Consider the following 21,724-nt stretch of genomic DNA (forward strand, 5'->3'; position numbering starts at 1 on the left):
CGGCCGGGGTCTTTCGTCGGATCGGGCCGGACCGGGGGCCGGGGCCCGCGGTGTGATCCGGACGAAAGGCCCCTGGGGTCAGTTCTGGTGGGACTGGTAGTGCGCGACGGCGTCGGAGGTACGGCCGGCGCCGTACACCCGCAGGAACTCCGCCAGTTCGGGGTGGACCGGGGCGAGGCTGTCCGCGGCCTCGATGATGTCGCCGGCGGCGGCCACCGAACGGAGCAGGGACTGGATCTCGCGGACCACCCGCTTGACCGTCGGCGCCCCCGAACCGGTCGTCGTCTGCGTGGTGGTGCTGAGCACGGAACCCCCCTGGGACCGCTTGATCTCGTCCATGCGCTCGGTCGCCTCCGCCGCGCTCACGCTGCCGTCCGCGACCTGCCCGGCCAGCTCCTGCAGCAGCTGCACCCGCTGGACGACCGCCGGATTGCCGATCTTCGCGCGCTGGCCGCTCATCAGCTGGGACAGCATCGGCGCGGACAGCCCGAGTACGGCCGCCAGACGGGCCTGGTTGAGCCCGAGATCGTCTATGAGCTTACGGAAGAGCGCCCCCAACGGCTCCCCGTACCAGTTCCGCTGCAGTTCCCGCGCCCTTGCGGTGGCTTCCTGCTGTGCGGCGTCCATTGCGTCTCCCCATCGCTTCCCCAAGTACCGTGGTTCGCTCCAGCGAACCACGCGGAGCATCTTACGGAGCGTGGTCGGGTGCGGGGACCCCCAATCTTTTTGCGGGATCCGGGGGGTGACCCGGTACTCTGGTCTGCGGCACCCGACCGGTGGGCGGTTACTCCGGCCGGATGCTTCCCGTACGGGGCCTTAGCTCAGTTGGTAGAGCGCTGTCTTTGCATGGCAGATGTCAGGGGTTCGACTCCCCTAGGCTCCACTTGAACGAACCCCGTCTGGTCTGCGGAAACGCGACCAGGCGGGGTCTTTTTCGCGTTCCTGCGGCGGTGGGGGCAGTGGCGGCGGGGCAGCGGGGTGGCGGGGTGCGTCGGCGGGAGGCGGACCGGGTCGGACCCCCTGACCCGACGCCCTGACCGGACGCCCTGACCGGGGCTGGAGGACCGGGGCGCGAGGGCCGGAGTGGACGCGATCCGGGCAGTGCCGCCGACGTCCTGGTGCCCGGGCTGAGGGCGCCGATCGGCCCGGAACCGGTGGCCGGACGCGGGCCGGAGGCCGGCGAGGAACGCCGTCCTGTCATGTCCGGCACCGGCGATTTCGCCGCGAGAGGCGCCGGGGCCTGCCGCACGGGCGATGCCGAGGTCGTCGAAGGCGAAGTGCCGGCGCGCGTAGCGCGGCGCCCTCCGGCGCGGCGCCCTCCGGGGGCCGCCGCGCCCGGCCCGGCGCCGCGCCGCGGTGCGGCATGCCGGGGCTGCTTTGGGGGGGGGCCGCGGTGACCGTGGGCGCGCTGGCGGCGGCCACTGCCGTGCCGGCCCCCGTGGTACGCCAACTCACCTGTGACAGGCTTGAGTTCGTCAATCCGAGATCCGCCGCACGACTCGGCTAACCTGACCGGGGCCGCGGACCCGCGTCGGAAATCCGGGACGACCCCGGTGGGTTCGCGCACGGCCGGTCCCGTTCTGGAGGATGAAACGATGCGCCTTGCCGATGGTCCCCACGTGGAGTGCGTGACGGAGATCGCCGCTGACCCGCAGCGGGTGTGGGAGCTGGTGTCGGACATCTCCACCTCGGCCCGGCACAGCCCGGAGCTCCAGGAGGTGGAGTGGCTGGACGGGGCCGGGGAACCGGCCGTCGGCGCGTGCTTCTCCGGCCGCAACCGCAACGCCAAGCTCGGCGAGTGGCACACCGTCAGCCGCATCGCGCGGATGACGCGGCCGAGCGTCTTCCAGTGGGAGGTCGTCCACCACGACGAGCGGCACCACGGTGAGCCGCTGGCCGTCTGGACGTACACCCTGGAGCCCCTCGCCGACGGTGCCGGCACCCGTCTGCGGCACGGCATGCGTGTCGGTCCCGCCCGCGGCCCGTTGCACGACTTCGCCGAGCGGCACCCGGAGCGGGAGGAAGAGGTCGTCGGCGGCCGGCTGGCCCTGCTCCGCACCGGCATCGAGGCCACTCTGAGCGGGGTGAAGGCGGAGGCGGAGGCCGGGCCCGAGGCGTGAGCCGAGGTTCCGGGTCGCCCGGGCGGCCCCTGGCCGCCCGGCGCGACGTTCCGGAGGGCGCCGCCGTGTGACGGGGCGTACGCCCGCCCGTGGCGGCCGGGCCGCGGCTATTCCTTGAAGCCCACGGCGCAGACGGCGTACCCCTCGTCCAGGGACTTCGCCGCCTGGTCGGGGCGCCAGAGCGTCGTCTTCACGAGGCCGGGTTCCACGAGGCGCAGACCTTCGAGGAAGGACTCGATCTGCTCCGCGGGCCGCAGGTGGTAGGAGTTGGCGGACTGGCCGTTGTAGGCGGCGATCGCGGCCTTCAGGGGCTCGCTGGTGTCGGTGCCGTCGCTCAGTGCCACATAGCTGCCCGGAGGCAGCGCGGCGATCAGCTCCTGCACCACCCGTCCGGGGTCCTCCGCGTCCGAGAGCTGCCCCATGATGCCCAGCAGGATGAGGCCGACGGGCCGGGAGAAGTCCAGCGTCTCGGCCGCCCGCGCCAGGATGCGGCCGGTGTCGCGCACGTCGGCGTCGAGGTAGGCGCACTCCCCTTCCGGGGTCCCGCGCATCAGCACCTCGGCATGCGCCAGCACGATGGGGTCGTTGTCCACGTAGACGACGCGGCTCTCGGGGGCGACGCGCTGCGCCACCTCGTGCGTGTTGTCGGCCGTGGGCAGTCCGGTGCCGATGTCCAGGAACTGACGGATGCCGGCCTCCGCGGTCAGGAAGCGGACCGACCGCTTGAGGAAGGCACGCTGCCCCCGGGCGATCGCGGCGATCTCGGGGAAGGCGTTGAGGATCAGGTCCCCGGTCTCGCTGTCGACCGGATAGTGGTCCTTGCCGCCCAGAAGGTAGTTCCACACCCGAGCTGAATGGGGTCGGTCGGTCTGCAACCGGTCCCGCCAGTCGCCACGTGATTCAGTCATGGGCAGAGCATCACACACGGTCGACGCCGTGTCATAAGGCCCCGGGCGAAGCCCCGTTGGCCAGGCGCGGACACCGGGGCCCTGGCCGACGGCCGTGGGGCCCGCGCACCGCCACCACGCACCGGCGACGGCGGTGGAGCGGGAACTGCGTCGTTCCCGCTCCACCGCCGTCGCCGGGCCATCGCGCCGGACGCCCCGGGGCACGGACCGCCCCGGGAGGGCCCGGCCCGTCGCGTGGTGTCGTCAGCCGCGGTCCTCGTTGTCGGCCGCCTCGTCCTCCGCCTCCTTCGCCTGGACCTCGGGGTCCAGCACCGCGTCCCCGCTGCCGTCCACCGAGGTCAGAGGGGACGGCTCGGGTACCTCGGTCGCGGCCGGCGGTTCCACCAGCCAGTCGGGGTTGGCCTGCTTGTCCCACCACTTCCAGGCGGCGAAGGCGCCACCGGCGAGCACGCCCACCACGGCCAACGCCTTCATGGCACGACCGGCCCGCGAACGCCGGTTCCGCCTGCGGGCCAGCTTCTGGATCTTCTGCGCCGGCACCTGGCCGCGCAGCGCGACCAGTGCGGCGGCACCGCGCGCGGCGGCCTCGTCCGCGACCGGCGCGGCCGCCGCCATCGCCTGCTCGATCTTGGGCCTCGAGTACTCGGCGGCCTGCCGGGCGGCCCTGCGGGTCCGTTCGGCGGCCTCCTGGGCGGCCTGGTCGACCCTGGGCGGCATATGGGCCACGGCCTGCGCGCGGGCCTGCTCCAGCCGGGGTGCGACGTAGGCGCCGTACTGGACGCGGGCCTGGTCGGCGGCGAGCGACACCTTGGGCGCGAGCCGTACGCGGGCCTCGTGCGCGTACTGCGCGGCCCTCTCCTTGGCCGTGTCGGCGTAGGGCGCCACCACTTCCGCGGCGTGCAGCACGCTGTCCTTCGCCGAGCCGGTCGCGGCGCGCACGCTGTCGATGCGGGTCACGGGTTCCTCCTCCTCGGTGGCGTACGGTAATCCGACTGTCCACCCTTTTGCGGATCATGCCTGTGAACGGACCCGGAGGCATGTGTGCACGGGCATCCGGGTGGGCGGGAGCTCGGGCCTCCCGGCGGCCCTTCCGTTCAAGGGGTCGACGAGAGACGATCAAATACGACGACAGATGAATACGGGCATCGGGAGCTTTTCGTCGACAATGCCACGGATCGTCGCGTCGCGCTCCCGACCCGGGAAGACTCGCCCCGATTTCCGCAACCGATTCCGGCGGATGCCCGCCCGGAAGAGGTCGCCGGGCGACGTACGGCGACCGTCGTGCGAGGATCGGGGGGTTACCGGAAGACAACGGAAGGCAGATCGTGGCTGAGCAGCTCCACGCCACCCTGAAGACCAACCACGGCGACATCGAGGTCCGGCTCCTGCCGAACCACGCCCCCGAGACGGTCCGCAACTTCGTGGAACTCGCCAAGGGCGAGCGCGAGTGGGTCAACCCCGCCACCGGCGAGAAGACCACGGCGAAGCTGTACGACGGCACGGTCTTCCACCGGGTGATCAGTGGCTTCATGATCCAGGGCGGTGACCCGCTGGGCAACGGCACCGGCGGTCCCGGCTACCAGTTCAAGGACGAGTTCCACCCGGACCTCGCCTTCGACAAGCCCTACCTGCTGGCGATGGCCAACGCGGGCCCGGGCACCAACGGCTCGCAGTTCTTCATCACCGTCTCCCCGACGGCGTGGCTGACCCGCAAGCACACCATCTTCGGCGAGGTCGCCGACGCGGCCAGCCAGAAGGTCGTGGACTCCATCGCGACCACGCAGACCAACCCGCGCACCGACCGCCCGGTGCAGGACGTCGTCATCGAGACGGTCGTCATCAAGGGCGGCGACCAGGCCGGTGACGTGAAGATCGACAAGGTCTGAGAGCCGTTCCTCCGTCCTCCGCGCGGAACGCGGAGCGAGGGAACCAAACGCCCCGCTCGTCCGTAAGGATGAGCGGGGCGGCGCGTTCCCACGACGAGACCTGAGAGGACCCCATGGACCAGGCACCAGGCCACCCGCAGGGCCCGGCCGACCACGGCGCGGCAGGCCGCGGCCCGGCGGACCCGGGGCCGCAGGGCGCCCAGGGCCTGCCCACCTGCTACCGCCACCCGGACCGCGAGACCGGCATCCGCTGCGTCCGCTGCGAGCGGCCGATCTGCCCCGAGTGCATGGTGAACGCCTCCGTCGGGTTCCAGTGCCCGGAGTGCGTGCGCGGCGGATCGGGCACGGGGCACGCGCCCGCCGCCTCCCGGCCCCGCACCCTGGCCGGCGGCACGATGGCCACCGACCCGCGACTGCTGACCAAGATCCTCATCGGGCTCAACCTCGCGGTGTTCATCGCGATCCGGGTGCACCCCGCGCTCCTCGACCGCCTGGTCCTCGTGGGCTCCTGGCCGCCGGCGCCGTTCACCCCGACGTCGGGTGTCGCGCAGGGCGAGTGGTACCGCCTGGTGACGTCGATGTTCGCGCACCAGGAGATCTGGCACATCCTCTTCAACATGCTGAGCCTGTGGTGGATCGGCGGCCCCCTGGAGGCGGCCCTGGGCCGGGTGCGCTATCTCGCGCTCTACCTCGTCTCGGGGCTGGCGGGCGGCGCGCTGACCTATCTGCTGGCCTCCCCGTCGCAGGCCTCGCTCGGCGCCTCCGGCGCGATCTTCGGCCTCTTCGGCGCGACCGCCGTGCTCATGCGCCGGCTGCGCTACGACATGCGGCCGGTCATCGCCCTGCTGGTGATCAACCTGGTCTTCACCTTCGGCTGGGGGAACATCGCCTGGCAGGCCCACATCGGCGGCCTGGTCGCCGGGGTGCTGGTGGGCTACGCGATGGTCCACGCACCGCGCGAGCGGCGGTCCCTCGTCCAGTACGGCACCTGTGCGCTGGTGCTGGCCGCGGTGGTGGTCATGACGGTGCTGAGGACGACCCAGCTCACCTGAGAACGACCGGTGACCGACCCCTGATCATCTTTGTCCACAGTCTGTGCCGGATCTTGTGCACAGTGTGTTGGAGCGACTGCGCCCCCTGTCGCCGACCCGCATGTGTGCAGGTCAGACAGGGGGCGAACAGGTTTCCGAGGACAGTGTGACAGTCGTACCGGTGTCAATGGGGGACTGGTTATCCACAGATCGTCGGGTTTTCCCCAGGCTTCGTGTGGAAATTCGACCAGGCCTGTGGATAACTCAGCGGATAGCCGTGGGCAGAGCTGTGTTCACCGCACGGCGGTATCGCCTTCACCACGTCCGGCGAAGGCGGACCCGGCCCGCCCGGCGGACCCCTCCACCGCCTCCGGCGGAGGGTCTCACCATGTCAGCGGAGGCCGCCGCGCTCTGCCCGGCGGCCTACTTCCACTGCGTGGAGACGCCGAACCCGGCGGCGATGAAGCCGAAGCCCACCACGATGTTCCAGTTGTCCAGCGCGTCGATGGGCAGCGAGCCGTCGGTCACATAGAAGACGACGATCCAGGCCAGGCCGATGACGAACATCGCCAGCATGACCGGCGCCACCCAGCCGCGGCTCTCCAGCTTGATGACCGCGGCCTGCTTCGCGGGCGGCGGTGAGTAGTCGGCCTTCTTGCGGATACGTGACTTCGGCACGAGGGTCTCTCCTGTCGATGCGCTGCGTGGCCGCGCAGGGAACTGGACTGGCTCCGGAGCAGCGTACAAGGGGAGACCTGGCGCTCCCCCGGGCGTCCGTTAGCGTAGTGCTTCCGCGGCGCCTAAGGAGATAAGGGTACGTTGAGCAATTCAGCCGACTCTCCCGGGACGGGCACCGGCCCGGCCCGCACGCGTCGTTTCCGGCCCGTGCGGATCCTCACCGTGGCCGTCTTCGCCCTCGCCGGGCTGATCTTCTTCACCAGTTTCAACACGGCCAAGGGCACCAACATCCGGACCGACACCTCCCTGCTGAAGCTGTCCGACCTGATCCAGGAGCGCAGCCGCAAGAACAAGGAGCTCGACGAGTCCAACGCCGCCGTGCGCGACGACGTCGAATCCCTGGCCCAGAGCGACGGCGGCGGCACCGAGGCGCAGGACCGGAAGCTGTCCGGCCTGGAGAAGGACGCGGGCACCCGCCCGGTCACGGGCAAGGCGGTCACGGTCACGCTCAACGACGCCCCGCCCAACGCCACCGCCAAGCTGCCCGGCTACCCCGAGCCGCAGCCCGACTACCTGGTCATCCACCAGCAGGACCTGCAGGCCGTGGTCAACGCGCTGTGGAACGGCGGGGCCCAGGGCATCAAGGTCATGGACCAGCGGCTGATCTCCACCAGCGCGGTGCGCTGCGTGGGCAACACGCTGATCCTCCAGGGCCGCGTCTACTCGCCGCCCTACAAGATCACGGCGGTCGGCGACCCGGACAAGCTCCAGAAGGCGCTCGCGAACTCCCCGGCGATCCAGAACTACATGGTGTACGTCAACGTCTACGGCCTCGGCTGGAAGGTCACCGAGGACGGCACGAGGACCCTGCCCGGCTACTCGGGCGCCGTGGACCTGCACTACGCCGAGCCGGTGGCGTAGCGGTTCTCCACAGGCCGGGAAACAGGGGGCACCGCGCCGTTAGTCTGGTCCCGTACGGCGTGAATCCGGTGCCGTGGCGAGACGGAAGGGACGGCATGTACGGCTGGATCTGGCGGCATCTGCCGGGGAACGCGTGGTCCAAGGCGCTGATCTCACTGGTGCTGGCACTGGCCGTGGTCTACGTGCTGTTCCAGTACGTCTTCCCGTGGGCCGAACCGCTGCTTCCCTTCAACGATGTGACGGTGGACAACCAGTGAGTGCGCGGATTCTCGTCGTCGACAACTACGACAGCTTCGTCTTCAACCTGGTCCAGTACCTGTACCAGCTGGGCGCCGAGTGCGAGGTGCTGCGCAACGACGAGGTGTCGACGGCGCACGCCCAGGACGGCTTCGACGGCGTGCTGCTCTCGCCGGGGCCGGGCACCCCCGAGCAGGCCGGCGTGTGCGTGGACATGGTCCGGCACTGCGCCGCCACCGGCGTGCCCGTCTTCGGCGTGTGCCTGGGCATGCAGTCGATGCAGGTGGCGTACGGCGGTGTCGTGGACCGCGCGCCCGAACTGCTGCACGGCAAGACCTCGCCGGTCGAGCACGAGGGCAAGGGCGTCTTCGCGGGGCTGCCCTCCCCCTTCACGGCGACCCGGTACCACTCGCTGGCCGCCGAGCCCGCGACCGTGCCGCCCGAGCTGGAGGTCACGGCCCGGACGCCCGACGGCATCATCATGGGCCTGCGCCACCGCGAGCTGCCCGTCGAGGGCGTGCAGTTCCACCCCGAGTCGGTGCTGACCGAGCACGGGCACCGGATGCTGGCCAACTGGCTGGCGGAGTGCGGCGACCAGCAGGCCGTGGCGAGGTCGGCGGGGCTTGCCCCGGTGGTGGGCAGGGCCACGGCGTGACCGCGCTGCGCCCCGAGCGCGAGTCCGGCGCGGACTGGTACGGCACGGAGGCGTACGACGCCGCCGGGGAGCCGTACGCCCCGGCGCCGTACGACCCGCACGGCTCGGCGGCGCACGACGGCACCCCTGGTCCGGCGCATTACGACTCGCACGGCGCGCACGGCTCGGCGGCGCAGGCCGGCGCCCCCGGTCCGGCGCATTACGACCCGTACGGCTCGGCGGCGTACCGCTCGGAGCGGCCGGCCCCGCGGGGGCCAGGGACCCGTCGTCCTCGGCACCCGGCCCCGGCCGACGACGAGACGATGGCGCTGCGGGTTCCGGATCCGCCTCCGGCGGCCTCTGGAGCCCCCTCCGGCGCGCCGGGCAGCGGAGTGCCGCACGAGGGCCGTGCGGCGCGCAGGAAGGCCGCCAGGGGCCGCCACGGCCGCCATGGCGGAGCCGCCGGGACCGCTGGTGCGGCGGGGACCGGTGGGGCTGACGGGTTCGGCGGTGCGTCCTCGGCGGGGGGCGGGGCGGACGACGCCCCGCTGTCCCGGGTGGAGGCCCGCCGACGGGCACGGGCCCGCCGGGCCGGGCCGGGCGTGGTCGCCAGCCGGGTCATCGGCGAGCTGTGCATCACCACTGGTGTGGTGATGCTGCTGTTCGTCGCCTACCAGCTGTGGTGGACGAACGTCCGCGCGCACGCGGAGGCGGGCAACGAGACGCACCAGTTGCAGGACGACTGGGCGAGCGGCAAGCGCAACCCGGGGACGTTCGAGCCGGGACAGGGCTTCGCCATCCTGCACATCCCCGTACTGGACGTGGTGGCGCCGATCGCCGAGGGCACCAGCAAGACGAGGGTCCTGGACAAGGGCATGGTCGGGCACTACGGCCCGGGCGACCTCGACACGGCGATGCCGGGCGCGAAGACGGGCAACTTCGGGCTGGCCGGCCACCGCAACACCCACGGCGAACCGTTCCGGTACATCAACAGGCTCAGGCCGGGCGACCCGATCGTGGTCGAGACGCAGGACACGTACTTCGTCTACAAGATGACGAGGATGCTGCCGGTGACATCGCCGGCCAACACCGGCGTCCTCGACCCGGTCCCCAGGGGCTCGGGCTTCACCGGCCCCGGCCGCTACATCACGCTCACCACCTGCACGCCGGAGTTCACCAGCAAGTACCGGCTGATCGTCTGGGGCAAGATGGTCGAGGAACGGCCGCGCAGCAAGGGCAAGCCGGATGCGCTCGTCAGTTAAAGGGCAGATGCGACAGTGGCAGCGACCACGGACGACACGGCAGAGCACACCGAGGACCGGGCGGCGGCCCGCCGCCGCCCCGGCCGGCTGGCCGTGGCGGTCAGCGTCCTCGGTGAACTCCTCATCACGGCGGGCCTGGTCCTCGGCCTGTTCGTCGTCTACTCGCTCTGGTGGACCAACGTCATAGCGGACCGCAGGGCCGACAGGCAGGGCCACAAGGTCCGCGACGAGTGGGCCCACTCCGCCCCCGGCGGCCCCGGCGCGCTGGACACCAAGGACGGCATCGGCTTCCTGCACGTGCCGTCCATGGGCGACGGCGAGGTCCTGGTCAAGAAGGGCGCCTCGACGGACGTCCTGAACGACGGGGTGGCCGGCTACTACACCGACCCGGTGGAGGCGACCCTTCCGATGAGCGGCAAGGAGGGCAACTTCTCCCTCGCCGCCCACCGGGACGGGCACGGGGCGAAGTTCCACAACATCGACAAGATCGAGAAGGGCGACCCGATCGTCTTCGAGACGCGCGACAAGTGGTACGTCTACAAGGTCTACGACATCCTGCCCGAGACCTCGAAGTACGACGTCAAGGTCATCTCGCAGATCCCGGCGGAGTCGGGCGTGACCAGGCCCGGCCACTACATCACCCTGACGACCTGCACCCCGGTCTACACCTCCCGCTACCGGTACATCGTCTGGGGCGAGCTGGTCCGGGTGGACGCGGTGGACGCCGAGCGGACCCCGCCGAAGGAACTGCGCTGAAGCGGTGACGCCCGCCGGCACGACGGAGCCCCGGCACCCTCTCGAAAGGGCGCCGGGGCTCCGTCGCGTCAGGGCCGGACGGCCGGGCGGTCAGCCGAAGATGCCGCCGTTGCCGTTGCCCCCGTTGTTGTTCCCACCGTTGTTCCCGCCGTTGCCGCCCCCGATGGTCTTCAGGGTGATCTGCGTGCCGCCGGGGTTGTCGACCTGCTGGTTCTCCTGCGGGTCCTGGTTGATCACGAACGCGTTGCCGTCCGAGCTGCCGTCGAACCGGATGTTGGTGAAGCCGGCCGCCTTCAGGATCTGCACGGCCTCCGACACCCGCTTGCCGCGGACGCCCGGCACCGGCGTCTTCTGCTGCTGCTGGGCCAGCTTGCCGACCTTGATGGTCACCTGCGAGCCCTTGTCGATCGGGCTGCCGGCCGACGGCACCGTCTGGACGACCTTGCCGTCCTGGTTCGGGTCGTTGGTGGGTTCGTCGGTGCAGTTGCCGAGGAGGTTGTTGTCCTGCATCAGGGCCTTCGCCTCGTCGCAGGACTTGCCCGTGACGTCGGGGACCGTGGCCTTCTCCGCGGCCTTCGCCACGACGAGGGTGACCGTCGTGCCCTTCTCCACCTCTTTGCCGATCACCGGGTCCTGTTCCAGGACGCTGTTCTCCTGGGCCGAGGACTCCCGGTACTGGGTCTCGACCTTGAGCTGGTAGGCGTCGCCCTCCAGCTTCGCCTTGGCGTCGTCGAGGCTGAGGCCGACCACGCCGGGGACCTGGACCTTGGGCGCACCGGTGGACAGCGTCAGGTTGACGGTGGTGTCCTTGTCGACCTTGGTGTCCTTGGTCACGTCCTGGGCGCAGACCTGGCCCTTGGGCTGGTCCTCGCAGGTCTTCGGCGTGAAGGTCACCTTCAGGCTGACGTTCTCCGCCGAGTTGGTGGCGTCCGTCTTCGTCTGGCCGACGAAGTTGGGCACGAGCACCTTGCCGTCGCCCCCGCCGTGGCCGCTGACGACGTACTTGCCGATCAGGACGGCGCCGACCAGGACGAGCAGACCGGCGACGACCAGGAGGATCGTCGAGGTGTTCGACTTCTTCTGCTGACGGCGCCGGTCGGGGCGGTCGTCGTAGCCGTAGCCGCCGTCGTCCGGGTTCATGGGCGGCAGCATGGTCGTGGCCGCGGCGGCGCCCGGGTCGGAGCGCAGCGCCGTCGTCGCCTGGTCGTCGGGGTAGGCCCCGTAGCCGACCGCGCCCAGCGCGGCCGTGGCCGCGACCGGCTGGCCGTCGAGGCACGCCTCGATGTCGGCGCGCATCTCGTCGGCCGACTGGTAGCGGTAGTCGGGGTCCTTGACCAGCGCGCGCAGCACGATCGCGTCCATCTCGGGCGTGATCTCGTGGTCGAAGACGCTCGGCGGCTGGGGCTCCTCGCGGACGTGCTGGTACGCCACCGCGACCGGGGAGTCGCCCACGAACGGCGGGCGGACCGTCAGCAGCTCGTAGAGGAGGCAACCCGTCGAATAGAGGTCCGAACGGGCGTCCACCTGCTCGCCCTTCGCCTGCTCCGGCGAGAGGTACTGGGCGGTGCCGATGACCGCGGCCGTCTGCGTCATCGTCATGCCGGAGTCGCCCATCGCGCGGGCGATGCCGAAGTCCATCACCTTGACCTGACCGTTGCGGGTCAGCATGACGTTGGCCGGCTTGATGTCGCGGTGGACGATGCCACTGCGGTGGGCGTACTCCAGGCCCTGGAGGATGCCGATGGTCATTTCCATGGAGCGCTCGGGCAGCAGCCTGCGGCCGCTGTGCAGGAGCTCGCGGAGTGTGGAGCCGTCGACGTACTCCATCACGATGTACGGGATCGAGACCCCGTCGATGTAGTCCTCGCCCGTGTCGTACACCGCGACGATCGCGGGATGGTTGAGCGAGGCGGCCGACTGGGCCTCCCGGCGGAACCGGGCCTGGAAGGAAGGGTCACGCGCCAGGTCGGCGCGCAGCGTCTTCACCGCCACGGTGCGGCCCAGGCGGGTGTCGTGCGCGAGGTACACCTCCGCCATGCCACCACGGCCGAGCACATGGCCCAGCTCGTACCGGCCGCCGAGGCGACGCGGCTCTTCCATAGTTCCCTACCAGCCCTCTCCGTCGGTCCCGGCCGGCGCGGGTGCGCGCGGCCGGAGGCTGCCGTCCGGGCCTACCGTACCCGCCCGGCTCTGTGTGACCTGGCCAAGCCCGTCACCCGATACAGGACCGGTATCGCAACGTGCACCGATGTGAAGGGGGCGTGAGCGGGGTCACTTCTTGGAGTTGATGACCGCCTCCATCACGTTCTTCGCGATCGGGGCCGCGAGGCCGCCGCCGGAGATGTCGTCACGGTTGGCGTTGTCGTCCTCGACCACCACGGCGACCGCGACCGGGGAGCTCCCGTCGCTGGTCTTGGCGTAGGAGATGAACCAGGCGTACGGCTTCTCGCTGTTCTTGACGCCGTGCTGGGCGGTACCGGTCTTGCCGCCCACGGTGACGCCGCCGATCTGCGCGTTCTTGCCGGTGCCGTCCTTGACGACGGTCTCCATCATGGACTGCAGGATCTGGGCGTTCTTCGAGGACAGCGGTCGGCTCAGCTCCTCCGGCTGGGTCTGCTCCAGGGTGTCGAGGTTGGGCGACTGGAGCTTGTCGACCATGTACGGCTTCATCAGCTTGCCATCGTTGGCGACCGCCGAGACGACCATGGCCATCTGCAGCGGGGTCGCGGCGGTGTTGAACTGGCCGATCGAGGACTGGGCGACCTGCGAGGGCTCCATGTTGTCCGAGAACACCGAGGCGGCGGCGCGGACCGGGGTGAACTGCTCGCTGGTGAAGCCGAACTTCTTCGCCTCGGCGAGCATCTTGTCGTTGCCGAGGTCGGCGCCGATCTTGCCGAACACCGTGTTGCAGGACCACCGCAGCGCCTCGCGCATGCTGGCGTTCTTGCAGGGGATGCTGCCCTCGTTGGGCAGCGGGGTGGTGGTGTGCGGCATGGTCCACGGGTCCGGCGAGTCGGTGTGCGCGTCGGCGGAGGTGTACAGGCCGTTCTCCAGCGCGGCGGCCGCGGTGACCACCTTGAAGGTGGAGCCCGGCGGATAGGTCTCGCGCAGCGCCCGGTTCAGCGTCGGGTCGCTGGGGTCGTTCTTCTTCAGGAGCTTGTTCCAGGCCTCGCCGTCCGCCTTGGAGGTGCCGGCGAACGTCGAGGGGTCGTACGACGGGTAGGAGGCAAGCGCGAGGATCTTGCCGGTGGACGGCTCGAGCGCGACCACGGCGCCCTTGCCGCGGCCCTTGAGGCCGTCGTACGCCGCCTTCTGCGCGGCCGCGTTCAGCGTGGTGACGACGTTGCCGCCCTGCTTCGGCTTGCCCGTGATCATGTCCAGGGTGTTGCGGAAGAAGAGCCGGTCGTCGTTGCCGGTGAGGATCCCGTCCTCGAGGTTCTCCAGCTGGTTGGCGCCGAAGGACTGCGAGGCGAAGCCGGTGACCGGCGCCCACATGGGGCCGTTCTTGTAGGTCCGCTTGTACTTCAGGTCGTTGAGGCCGTTGCTCTTGGTCTCGGTGGACCCGGTGACCGGGGAGCCGCCGACGATGATGTCGCCGCGCGGGACGGAGTAGCGGGCGATGGTGACCCGGCGGTTGAGCTCGTCGTTCTTCAGGCTGTCGGCCTTGACGTACTGGAGCCAGTTGTCGCGGATGAGCAGCGTGAGGACGAGCAGGCCGCAGAAGATGGCGATCCGGCGCAGGGGCTTGTTCACGGGCGGACCACCTGGGTCATCTCGGCGTCGGGGTTGGAGACGGGGGCGGGGGCCGGGCGGCGCGCGGTGTCACTGATCCGGATCAGGATGCCGATCAGCGCCCAGTTGGCCAGCACGGAGGAGCCACCGTAGGCCATGAACGGCATGGTCATACCGGTCAGCGGGATGAGTCCCATGACACCGCCGGCGACCACGAAGACCTGGAGCGCGAAGGCGCCGGACAGGCCCACGGCGAGCAGCTTGCCGAACGGGTCGCGGGCGGCCAGCGCGGTGCGCACGCCGCGTTCCACGATCAGGCCGTAGATCAGCAGGATCGCCATGATGCCGGCCAGGCCCAGTTCCTCGCCGAAGGTGGCGAGGATGAAGTCGGAGTTGGCGGCGAACCGGATCAGGTCGGAGTGGCCCTGGCCGAGACCGCTGCCGAGGGTGCCGCCGGAGCCGAAGGCCCACAGCGCCTGCATCGACTGCTCGGAGTGGCCGAGCACGCCCTGCTGGCTGAGCTTGTACTCGTTGAGGGGGCTGAGCCAGGCCTGGACGCGCATCTTCACGTGCGACTCGAAGCTCGCCACGCCGACGGCGCCGGCGGCGGACATCAGCAGACCGAAGACGATCCAGCTGGTGCGCTCGGTGGCGACGTACAGCATGATGACGAACATTCCGAAGAACAGCAGCGACGTGCCCAGGTCGGTCTCGAAGACCAGGATGAGGATCGACAGTCCCCAGACGACCACGATCGGTCCGAGGTCGCGGCCGCGCGGCAGGTACAGGCCCATGAAGCGGCGGCTGGCCAGGGCGAGCGCGTCGCGCTTGACCATGAGGTAGCCGGCGAAGAAGACCGCCAGGGCGATCTTGGCGAACTCGCCGGGCTGCAGCGAGCCGAGGCCGGGGATGTTGATCCAGATCTTGGCGCCGTAGATGTTGGCCCCGAGGCCCGGCACCAGCGGCAGGATCAGCAGGACCAGGGAGCAGAACATCGAGATGTACGTGTAGCGCTGCAGGACGCGGTGGTCCTTGAGGAAGATCAGCACCACGACGAACAGCGCGATGCCCAGCGCGGTGTACAGCAGCTGCCGGGGCGCGGCCTGGAAGTAGTGGGGCAGCGACTGGAGCAGCTTGGACTGGTCGAGCCGCCAGATGACGACGAGCCCGAGCCCGTTCAGCAGCGTGGCCAGCGGGAGCAGCAGCGGGTCCGCGTACGGGGCGAACTTGCGGACGGCGAGGTGGCCGACGCCGGCCATCAGACCGAGGCCCAGTCCGTAGCTCAGCAGACCGCCGGGCACCTGGCCGTTGATGGCCAGGCCCACGTTGGCGTAGGCGAACACGGGGATGGCGACGGCGAAGACCAGCAGCGCGAGCTCGGTGTTGCGCCGGCTGGGCGCGCCGATGGCGCCGATCGTGGACGTGTGGTGCGTCGACGTGTTGGAAGTACTGCTCATCGTGTGACAGGGCCTCTCACGGCTTGCCTACTGCTTACCGCACGCCGAGACGACCTTCTGCTCTTCCTCCGAGAGAGTGGGGCCTGGGCCGGGTGTGGACGCGGTCGCGGACGTGGACGGGGACGACGGTGGCTTCGACGCCGGCGGTGTCGTCACCTTGGACGTGAAGGCGGTGCGGGTGGTTCCCGTGGTGGTCTTCGCCTTGCCCGGGGCCGGCTTGGAGCTGTTCTTGCTCTCGGCGGTGCTGCGCTCGGCTTCCTTCCGGCACGCCGATGCCTGCACCGACAGCTCGTCGAGCTTCTTCCGGGCCTCTTCCAGGCCGCCCTCGGCGATCGTCGCCTTGACCTGCTTCTGCTGGTAGGGCGGCAGGTACTTGAGTTCGATCTCGGGGTGGTCCTTCTCCACCTTGGACAGCTTCACCCAGGCCAGGTCCTGGCTGATGCCCCGGTAGAGGGCGACGTGCTCGTCGTTGGCGCCGACGAAGTACTGCGTCTGCGTCCAGCGGTAGCCGCCGTAGAGGCCGCCGCCGATGACGGCCAGGGTGAGCACGCTGTAGAGGGACACCTTCAGCCAGCGCCGGCCCCTGCGCGGCTTGACGAAGTCGTCGTCGCCGTAGCCGGCGAAGCCGCCGGCGGGGGCGTAGCCGGTGGTGTCGCCGGAGCCGGGCGGGCCGAACTCGCCGCCGCCCTGCCCGGGCGCCTGGCGGCCGAGGCCGGAGGCGCGGCCGGCCGGGGTCTGCATGATGCCGTTGTCGTGCAGGTGGTTCTGGTTCTCGGCGACCGCGCCGACCACGACCGGGGTGTCGGAGAGCTGTGCGGCGAGGGTGTCGCCGGTGTCCAGGTCGAGGACGTCGGCGACGATGACGGTGATGTTGTCGGGGCCGCCGCCGCGCAGCGCGAGCTGGATCAGCTCCTGCACGGTCTCCTGGGGCCCCTGGTAGCTGGCGAGGGTCTCCTCCATCGTCTGGTGGGAGACGACGCCGCTGAGGCCGTCGGAGCAGATCAGGTAGCGGTCGCCGGCGCGGACCTCGCGGACGGACAGGTCCGGCTCGACGTGCTCGCTGCTGCCGAGCGCGCGCATCAGCAGGGCGCGCTGCGGGTGGGTGGTGGCTTCCTCTTCGGTGATGCGGCCCTCGTCGACCAGGCGCTGCACCCAGGTGTGGTCCTGCGTGATCTGGGTCAGCACGCCGTCGCGCAGCAGGTAGGCGCGCGAGTCGCCGACGTGCACCAGGCCGAGCCGCTGACCGGTCCACAGCAGGGCGGTGAGGGTGGTGCCCATGCCCTCCAGCTGGGGGTCCTCCTCGACCATGGCGCGCAGCTGGTCGTTGGCGCGCTGCACGGCGGTGCCGAGCGAGGTGAGGAGGTCCGAGCCGGGGACGTCGTCGTCGAGGGGGACGATGGTGGAGATCACCTCGGAGGAGGCGACCTCGCCGGCCGCCTGGCCGCCCATGCCGTCGGCGATCGCGAGCAGCCGCGGACCGGCGTAACCGGAGTCCTCGTTGCCCTCGCGGATCATGCCCTTGTGCGATCCGGCGGCGAAGCGCAGTGACAGACTCATGCGCACCTCGCCCGTCGGCTCGGGGTACAGCCGATCGTGTCGAGCCACACTGCCCACCCTCCGGTCGGGAGCGCGCCAGGGCCCTGGGTGCCGGCCGCCGGGGCGCGCTCGCTCCGCTCGCGCTCATTCATGACGTAGCACTACTTCCGCAGCTCGATGACGGTCTTGCCGATGCGGATCGGCGCGCCCAGCGGGATCGGTGTGGGGGTCGTCAGCCGGGACCGGTCCAGGTAGGTGCCGTTGGTGGATCCGAGGTCCTCGACGATCCACTGGCCGTCGCGGTCCGGGTAGATCCTGGCATGACGGCTGGAGGCGTAGTCGTCGTCCAGCACGATCGTGGAGTCGTGCGCGCGGCCCAGGGTGATCGTCTGGCCCTGCAGCGCGACGGTGGTGCCGGTGAGGGTGCCCTCGGTCACCACGAGCTTGGTCGGGGCGTTGCGGCGCTGCCGGCCGCCGCCCTGCTGCCGGCCGCCCTGTTGCCTGCCGCCCTGCTGACCGCGCTGCTGCGGGGGCTGCGCCGCCTGGCGCCCGGCCTGCTGCGGCCGTGCGGCTTCCCTGCGGGACCCCCGCTGGGTGACGCGCGTACCGAACAGGTCGCTGCGGATGACCTGCACGGCCACGATCACGAACAGCCACAGTACGGCCAGGAAACCCAGCCGCATGACCGTGAGGGTCAGCTCTGACATTGCCCCCGGTTCACCCTTCGGCTTGCCTATAGATAACGGTGGTGCTGCCCACGACGATCCGCGAGCCGTCGCGGAGCGTAGCGCGGGTGGTGTGTTGCCCGTCCACCACGATGCCGTTGGTGGACCCGAGATCCTGGATCGTCGAGGGCGTTCCGGTCCGGATCTCACAGTGCCGGCGGGACACGCCGGGGTCGTCGATCCGCACGTCGGCGTCGGTGCTGCGGCCCAGCACCAGCGTCGGGCGGGAGATCTGATGGCGAGTGCCGTTGATCTCGATCCAGTAGCGGGTGCGTCCGCCGCTCGCCGGGGCGGCGGGCTGCGGGTAGCCGTACCCGCCGGTGCGGCCGCCGGGCGGCGGCGCGGACGGCATGGGGGGCACGCCCGCGGACGGCGCGGCGGGCGGGTAGCCGTAGCCGCCCTGGGGACCGGCGGGGCCGGGGCGGCCGGGCGCGGCCGGGGCCTGAGGGGGCTGCGGGGCCTGCTGGCCCTGCTGGCTGCTGGAGGAGGCGAGCGTGCGGCTGCGCACCCGGTACAGACCGGTGTCCAGGTCGTCGGCCTTCTCCAGGTGGACCTTGATCGGTCCCATGAAGGTGTAGCGCTGCTGCTTGGCGTAGTCGCGCACCATGCCGGCGAGCTCGTCGCCGAGCTGGCCGGAGTAGGGGCTCAGCCGCTCGTAGTCGGGCGCGCTGAGCTCCACGATGAAGTCGTTGGGGACGACCGTGCGCTCGCGGTTCCAGATGGTCGCGTTGTTGTCGCACTCGCGCTGCAGCGCGCCCGCGATCTCCACAGGCTGGACCTCGGACTTGAAGACCTTGGCGAAGGTGCCGTTGACCAGACCTTCGAGACGCTGCTCGAACTTCTTCAGGACTCCCATGGGGCACCTCCTCCGTGGTGGCCGTCGCTGCGGGTCTTGCCGGTGTTGCGGTTCTTGCCTTCGTGCTGCTGCGTACTGCTTACCTGGTACTGCTTACTGATCGTATCCACGCGGCGGTGAATCGGCTGGTTCCCCCTGTCGGCCCCGTCGACGGTTGTCGACGCCTCCCGCGGTCGGTCGCGGAAGCTGTCTTCCGAGGTTCCCTGTGGAGCTCGTCCCCGAACTCCGCGAAGCACCGCTGTGCCGTACTTCTGCCCAGGATCGTACGGGCGGCCGCAGACCAGTGTCCCGCACCCGGCCGTGGAGCCGGCCCGGCTCCTTGGGAGACGGGCGGGACCGGTACGAGGTTGATACGTGAACGGACACGGGTTGATACGGAGCGGCGGCCTCCGGCCGGTGCGCGCGCGGCCCGGCCGGTCCCGGGCGTGGGCCCGGCCCGGCCGGCACCCGCCGGGCCCCTGTCCAGGGAAAGCGATGTGAATCCACCCTCCGGGCCGTGCTAATGTTCTGCATGTCGGAAGGCGCCGGGCCCGAAACAAAGGGAACGGAGCCGGAAGACACACCCAATGCGCGGGTGGCGGAATAGGCAGACGCGCTGGATTCAGGTTCCAGTGCCCGCAAGGGCGTGGGGGTTCAACTCCCCCCTCGCGCACAGCGGAAGGGCTCTCACCGATCAGGTGGGGGCCCTTTCTCGTTGTCCTCCCGGCTCGGAGGAGAACCGTTCGTGGTCCTTCCCCGGCGGTGGCCCGGCCGCCGTTCCGGCCCGGAAGGGATCCGGCGGTGCGGCGCACGGCCGACCGGACCGGGTCCTCGGGCCGCCGTGCCGCGTCCTTCACCGTACGTCTCTCCTGTCGGTGTGAGGTCTCTCTCACCGCATGGTGCGGAAGGAGGGGGCGCGGTCGGGACGGAAGTGGTTCGGACGCGGGAGCGGGCCGGATCACCGGAGCCGTGCACGGTCCTCCCGCTCGGCGGTTGGCTCCCGGTGGCTCGCCGGGAGCCGGCCGGAGGCGGCTCCTGGACCTCCGACGCGATCGTGTGGCAGCATCGCCGCCGTCAGGCCCTCAGCGCCTGAAGATCGAGATCGTCCCGCGTCCGCGGCCCACAGATCTCCCTGCCGGCGGGTAAGGGGGTCCCTTTCCGAAGGAGACTCCGGTGCCCGCCGTTTCCCGTTCCGCCCGCTCCGCGCTCCGTCCCCAGCCGCACCAGTGGCCGCGGTACCTGCGCGCGGTCGTGGACATCGCCTTCCCCGCGCACACCGTTCGCGTCGCACCGGGTTCCCCCGAGGGCGCGCCGGGACTTCCGTACCCGCTGGGCAGCGCGCGCACGATCCACGTCGTCACCGCCTTCAACCCCCTGGGCCGCGAGGCGGGCGCGCCCGCCAACCTCCGTGCGCAGCACGAGTTGCTGCACCAGCTCGGCCTTCGTCGGCTGCGGTGGTGGCCGGCCGTCGGCGGCGACCCGGCCGGCACCCACGCCGAGATCAGCGCGGCCGTCGTCGGCATGGACGACGCCCGGGCCCGGGCGCTGGGCCGACGGTTCGGCCAGGACGCCGTCTTCGCCTGGTCACCGGGGTCCTGGCGGCTGCTGTCCTGCACCGACCCGGCCCAGGACACGGTCGTCGCCGACTGGCACGCCACCCTCCTCACGCGGTAGCCGCACCGACCGCGCCGGATCCTCGGGCCGCCCGTCGCGTCCTGTGGTCGGGTCTTCAGGTCGCTCGTCGCGTCTTGTGGTGGTCGGGCCTTCGGCCGCCCGTCGCGTCCTGTGGTCGGGGCCCTCGGCCGCTCACCGTCTTCGGCGGGCGGCCGAGGGCCCCGCAGGCATCGGCGAACCTGCGGGGCCCTCGGGCCGGTGTGCCGGCGCTCTCAGACGGCGGTCAGACGGCGGTCAGCCGCGGCGCCACAGAGCGGGGACGTTGGGCGGCTCCCAGCCGGCCATGGACGTGTGGGCCTGGAGGCAGAGGTAGGCGACGTTGGCGTACGTGACGTGGTCGCCGGCGACGTAGGCGTGGCCGGGCGTCCAGGTGCCGCTGGGCGGGTCGGTCGGCGGGTCGGTCGGACCGCCCGGCCCAGGCGTCCCGTTGACGTTCAGCACGAAGTCGAAGGTGCCCTCCTTGCCGCTGCCGGCGCTGCGCACGTTCATGAGCAGCGACGCGTCGTACAGGCTGTCGGTGCTGTTGCGCGGCTCGCCGGGGAAGTACAGCTGGGTCGTGAGGATCGGCTGTCCGGGGGCCTGGGCCTTGACGTGGATGTGTCGGGTGCGGCCCGGGTAGAGGCCCGGAACGATCGTGGTCAGGGTGAACGCGCCCTTGGAGTCCGTGAACTGGTGGCCGCGCAGGGTGAACCCCGACATGTCGTAGTTGCCGGCGTTGTCGGCCTGCCAGAAGTCCAGGAGCACCCCGGACAGCGGCACGCAGTTCCGGCCGAAGACGTAGCCGCTGACGGTCAGCGGGGTCCCGGTGGTGCCCGCCGTCACCAGGTTGGTGCGCAGCGGGGAGTTCGGCTTGAAGTAGGGGCCCTCGATCTGGTCGTGCGTCGGGCCGTCGCCGTCGTCGCAGGTGAGTGTCGGGGGGAGGGACCGTCCAGGGGAGGCGGAGTCCCGGGCGAGCGCCACCGTGCCCGAGAGCAGCGGGATGGCGGCACCGGCGGCGACGGCGGCCTTGAGCAGGCTCTTGCGACTGATCGAGCGCTCGGGGCCGGAGTCGTCGCGATCGGTTGGTGTCATGGCGGGTTCCTCGGTCTCCTCGGTGGGGGGAAGAAGGACGGGACGTGCATGACTTCGGAGCCCGGAGCGCGCCCGCCGCGCGGGGCAGGCTGTGTGTCGTGGGCGGACGCGCTCCGGTGGTGATCGCGGAAGACTGTAATCGCGCAGGTGGCGGCCGTGCAGATACCGTTCGGCCCCCTGCACGGCGTTATGGGCGGGGGCGTGGGCGTAGCCCGCATCGGGACCCGGCGGGCGGTGGCGCGCGGTCCTGGCGGTGGCGCG

The 21,724-nt window shown here is 71.0% G+C and carries 21 protein-coding genes and 2 tRNA genes; 11 read left to right on the forward strand and 12 right to left on the reverse strand.

Going from position 1 to position 21,724, the window contains the following annotated elements:
• Nucleotides 1-78 precede the first annotated feature (78 nt).
• A complete protein-coding gene (locus ACF061_RS09810) occupies nucleotides 79-627 on the reverse strand; it encodes a helix-turn-helix domain-containing protein (protein WP_392266309.1) in 549 nt (182 codons plus the stop codon).
• A gap of 183 nt (nucleotides 628-810) precedes the next feature.
• On the opposite strand from ACF061_RS09810, the gene ACF061_RS09815 reads away from it, so the two are divergent.
• Both ACF061_RS09815 and ACF061_RS09820 read left to right on the forward strand, forming a co-directional pair.
• Nucleotides 811-883 (forward strand) — tRNA-Ala (locus tag ACF061_RS09815).
• A 712-nt stretch (nucleotides 884-1,595) separates the two neighbouring features.
• Nucleotides 1,596-2,120, forward strand: coding sequence for an SRPBCC family protein (locus tag ACF061_RS09820; protein ID WP_392266310.1), 525 nt, complete (start codon nucleotides 1,596-1,598; stop codon nucleotides 2,118-2,120).
• A 107-nt stretch (nucleotides 2,121-2,227) separates the two neighbouring features.
• On the opposite strand, the gene ACF061_RS09825 is transcribed toward ACF061_RS09820, so the two are convergent.
• Nucleotides 2,228-3,028 (reverse strand): SAM-dependent methyltransferase, encoded by an 801-nt coding sequence (locus ACF061_RS09825; protein ID WP_392266311.1) that lies wholly within the window; start codon nucleotides 3,026-3,028, stop codon nucleotides 2,228-2,230.
• 243 nt (nucleotides 3,029-3,271) lie between these two features.
• Nucleotides 3,272-3,985 (reverse strand): DUF5324 family protein, encoded by a 714-nt coding sequence (locus ACF061_RS09830; RefSeq protein WP_392266312.1) that lies wholly within the window; start codon nucleotides 3,983-3,985, stop codon nucleotides 3,272-3,274.
• Between the two features lie 368 nt (nucleotides 3,986-4,353).
• Here ACF061_RS09830 and ACF061_RS09835 point away from each other — a divergent pair, with 368 nt between their 5' ends.
• Together ACF061_RS09835 and ACF061_RS09840 are read left to right on the forward strand one after the other, a co-directional pair.
• Nucleotides 4,354-4,914: a peptidylprolyl isomerase gene (locus ACF061_RS09835; protein ID WP_392266313.1), complete on the forward strand. Its 561-nt coding sequence runs from the start codon at nucleotides 4,354-4,356 to the stop codon at nucleotides 4,912-4,914.
• A 113-nt stretch (nucleotides 4,915-5,027) separates the two neighbouring features.
• Complete coding sequence (locus ACF061_RS09840) at nucleotides 5,028-5,966, forward strand: rhomboid family intramembrane serine protease (RefSeq protein ID WP_392266314.1); 939 nt, start codon at nucleotides 5,028-5,030, stop codon at nucleotides 5,964-5,966.
• 402 nt (nucleotides 5,967-6,368) lie between these two features.
• Here ACF061_RS09840 and crgA read toward each other — a convergent pair whose 3' ends face one another.
• On the reverse strand, nucleotides 6,369-6,623 hold the full coding sequence (gene crgA, locus ACF061_RS09845) for a cell division protein CrgA (protein WP_392266315.1): 255 nt from the start codon (nucleotides 6,621-6,623) through the stop codon (nucleotides 6,369-6,371).
• Between the two features lie 141 nt (nucleotides 6,624-6,764).
• Between crgA and ACF061_RS09850 the strand changes: the two genes are divergently transcribed.
• The 5 genes from ACF061_RS09850 (at nucleotide 6,765) to ACF061_RS09870 (ending at nucleotide 10,433) form a co-directional block, all read left to right on the forward strand.
• Nucleotides 6,765-7,544: a DUF881 domain-containing protein gene (locus tag ACF061_RS09850; protein WP_392266316.1), complete on the forward strand. Its 780-nt coding sequence runs from the start codon at nucleotides 6,765-6,767 to the stop codon at nucleotides 7,542-7,544.
• A 95-nt stretch (nucleotides 7,545-7,639) separates the two neighbouring features.
• Nucleotides 7,640-7,801 (forward strand): hypothetical protein, encoded by a 162-nt coding sequence (locus tag ACF061_RS09855; RefSeq protein WP_392266317.1) that lies wholly within the window; start codon nucleotides 7,640-7,642, stop codon nucleotides 7,799-7,801.
• A complete protein-coding gene (locus ACF061_RS09860; RefSeq protein ID WP_392266318.1) occupies nucleotides 7,798-8,436 on the forward strand; it encodes an aminodeoxychorismate/anthranilate synthase component II in 639 nt (212 codons plus the stop codon). The genes ACF061_RS09855 and ACF061_RS09860 overlap by 4 nt, the downstream gene beginning before the upstream one ends.
• On the forward strand, nucleotides 8,433-9,677 hold the full coding sequence (locus tag ACF061_RS09865; RefSeq protein WP_392266319.1) for a class E sortase: 1,245 nt from the start codon (nucleotides 8,433-8,435) through the stop codon (nucleotides 9,675-9,677). Before ACF061_RS09860 ends, ACF061_RS09865 begins: the two co-directional genes overlap by 4 nt.
• Nucleotides 9,678-9,692: 15 nt before the next feature.
• Nucleotides 9,693-10,433 carry a class E sortase gene (locus tag ACF061_RS09870; RefSeq protein ID WP_392266320.1) on the forward strand — a complete coding sequence of 247 codons (741 nt, stop codon included), beginning with the start codon at nucleotides 9,693-9,695 and terminating at the stop codon, nucleotides 10,431-10,433.
• Nucleotides 10,434-10,523: 90 nt separating this feature from the next.
• Here the strand turns inward: ACF061_RS09870 and pknB are convergent, their stop codons facing one another.
• The 7 genes from pknB to ACF061_RS09905 form a co-directional block, all read right to left on the reverse strand.
• Nucleotides 10,524-12,533 (reverse strand): Stk1 family PASTA domain-containing Ser/Thr kinase, encoded by a 2,010-nt coding sequence (pknB, locus tag ACF061_RS09875; protein ID WP_392266321.1) that lies wholly within the window; start codon nucleotides 12,531-12,533, stop codon nucleotides 10,524-10,526.
• A 171-nt stretch (nucleotides 12,534-12,704) separates the two neighbouring features.
• Nucleotides 12,705-14,186 (reverse strand): penicillin-binding transpeptidase domain-containing protein, encoded by a 1,482-nt coding sequence (locus ACF061_RS09880; RefSeq protein WP_392266322.1) that lies wholly within the window; start codon nucleotides 14,184-14,186, stop codon nucleotides 12,705-12,707.
• The gene (locus ACF061_RS09885; RefSeq protein ID WP_392266323.1) at nucleotides 14,183-15,622 is read right to left on the reverse strand and encodes an FtsW/RodA/SpoVE family cell cycle protein; all 1,440 of its coding nucleotides are present in this window, start codon (nucleotides 15,620-15,622) and stop codon (nucleotides 14,183-14,185) included. Before ACF061_RS09885 ends, ACF061_RS09880 begins: the two co-directional genes overlap by 4 nt.
• A gap of 27 nt (nucleotides 15,623-15,649) precedes the next feature.
• Nucleotides 15,650-17,179, reverse strand: coding sequence for a Stp1/IreP family PP2C-type Ser/Thr phosphatase (locus ACF061_RS09890; RefSeq protein WP_392266324.1), 1,530 nt, complete (start codon nucleotides 17,177-17,179; stop codon nucleotides 15,650-15,652).
• A gap of 140 nt (nucleotides 17,180-17,319) precedes the next feature.
• Entirely contained in the window at nucleotides 17,320-17,865 is a 546-nt protein-coding gene (locus tag ACF061_RS09895) for an FHA domain-containing protein (protein WP_392266325.1), read from the reverse strand.
• A 10-nt stretch (nucleotides 17,866-17,875) separates the two neighbouring features.
• Nucleotides 17,876-18,739 carry an FhaA domain-containing protein gene (locus ACF061_RS09900; protein ID WP_392266326.1) on the reverse strand — a complete coding sequence of 288 codons (864 nt, stop codon included), beginning with the start codon at nucleotides 18,737-18,739 and terminating at the stop codon, nucleotides 17,876-17,878.
• Complete coding sequence (locus tag ACF061_RS09905; RefSeq protein ID WP_392266327.1) at nucleotides 18,727-18,849, reverse strand: hypothetical protein; 123 nt, start codon at nucleotides 18,847-18,849, stop codon at nucleotides 18,727-18,729. The genes ACF061_RS09900 and ACF061_RS09905 overlap by 13 nt, the downstream gene beginning before the upstream one ends.
• Nucleotides 18,850-19,307: 458 nt before the next feature.
• Between ACF061_RS09905 and ACF061_RS09910 the strand changes: the two genes are divergently transcribed.
• Both ACF061_RS09910 and ACF061_RS09915 read left to right on the forward strand, forming a co-directional pair.
• Nucleotides 19,308-19,391: transfer RNA gene (locus ACF061_RS09910), tRNA-Leu, on the forward strand.
• Between the two features lie 500 nt (nucleotides 19,392-19,891).
• On the forward strand, nucleotides 19,892-20,392 hold the full coding sequence (locus ACF061_RS09915; RefSeq protein WP_392266328.1) for a DUF3293 domain-containing protein: 501 nt from the start codon (nucleotides 19,892-19,894) through the stop codon (nucleotides 20,390-20,392).
• A 234-nt stretch (nucleotides 20,393-20,626) separates the two neighbouring features.
• Here ACF061_RS09915 and ACF061_RS09920 read toward each other — a convergent pair whose 3' ends face one another.
• A complete protein-coding gene (locus ACF061_RS09920; protein ID WP_392266329.1) occupies nucleotides 20,627-21,463 on the reverse strand; it encodes a carbohydrate-binding protein in 837 nt (278 codons plus the stop codon).
• Nucleotides 21,464-21,724 lie beyond the last annotated feature (261 nt).

The organism is Streptomyces sp. NPDC015220, assembly GCF_043079345.1.
Lineage (GTDB): Bacteria > Actinomycetota > Actinomycetes > Streptomycetales > Streptomycetaceae > Streptomyces.

What these genes read in the sequence shown, in the direction of transcription:
- pknB (WP_392266321.1), bottom strand. Translation starts at nt 12,533, where the DNA reads ATGGAAGAGCCGCGTCGCCTCGGCGGCCGGTACGAGCTGGGCCATGTG.
- ACF061_RS09840 (WP_392266314.1), top strand. Translation starts at nt 5,028, where the DNA reads ATGGACCAGGCACCAGGCCACCCGCAGGGCCCGGCCGACCACGGCGCG.
- ACF061_RS09920 (WP_392266329.1), bottom strand. Translation starts at nt 21,463, where the DNA reads ATGACACCAACCGATCGCGACGACTCCGGCCCCGAGCGCTCGATCAGT.
- ACF061_RS09810 (WP_392266309.1), bottom strand. Translation starts at nt 627, where the DNA reads ATGGACGCCGCACAGCAGGAAGCCACCGCAAGGGCGCGGGAACTGCAG.
- ACF061_RS09895 (WP_392266325.1), bottom strand. Translation starts at nt 17,865, where the DNA reads ATGTCAGAGCTGACCCTCACGGTCATGCGGCTGGGTTTCCTGGCCGTA.
- ACF061_RS09825 (WP_392266311.1), bottom strand. Translation starts at nt 3,028, where the DNA reads ATGACTGAATCACGTGGCGACTGGCGGGACCGGTTGCAGACCGACCGA.
- ACF061_RS09855 (WP_392266317.1), top strand. Translation starts at nt 7,640, where the DNA reads ATGTACGGCTGGATCTGGCGGCATCTGCCGGGGAACGCGTGGTCCAAG.
- ACF061_RS09820 (WP_392266310.1), top strand. Translation starts at nt 1,596, where the DNA reads ATGCGCCTTGCCGATGGTCCCCACGTGGAGTGCGTGACGGAGATCGCC.
- ACF061_RS09900 (WP_392266326.1), bottom strand. Translation starts at nt 18,739, where the DNA reads ATGGGAGTCCTGAAGAAGTTCGAGCAGCGTCTCGAAGGTCTGGTCAAC.
- ACF061_RS09885 (WP_392266323.1), bottom strand. Translation starts at nt 15,622, where the DNA reads ATGAGCAGTACTTCCAACACGTCGACGCACCACACGTCCACGATCGGC.
- ACF061_RS09890 (WP_392266324.1), bottom strand. Translation starts at nt 17,179, where the DNA reads ATGAGTCTGTCACTGCGCTTCGCCGCCGGATCGCACAAGGGCATGATC.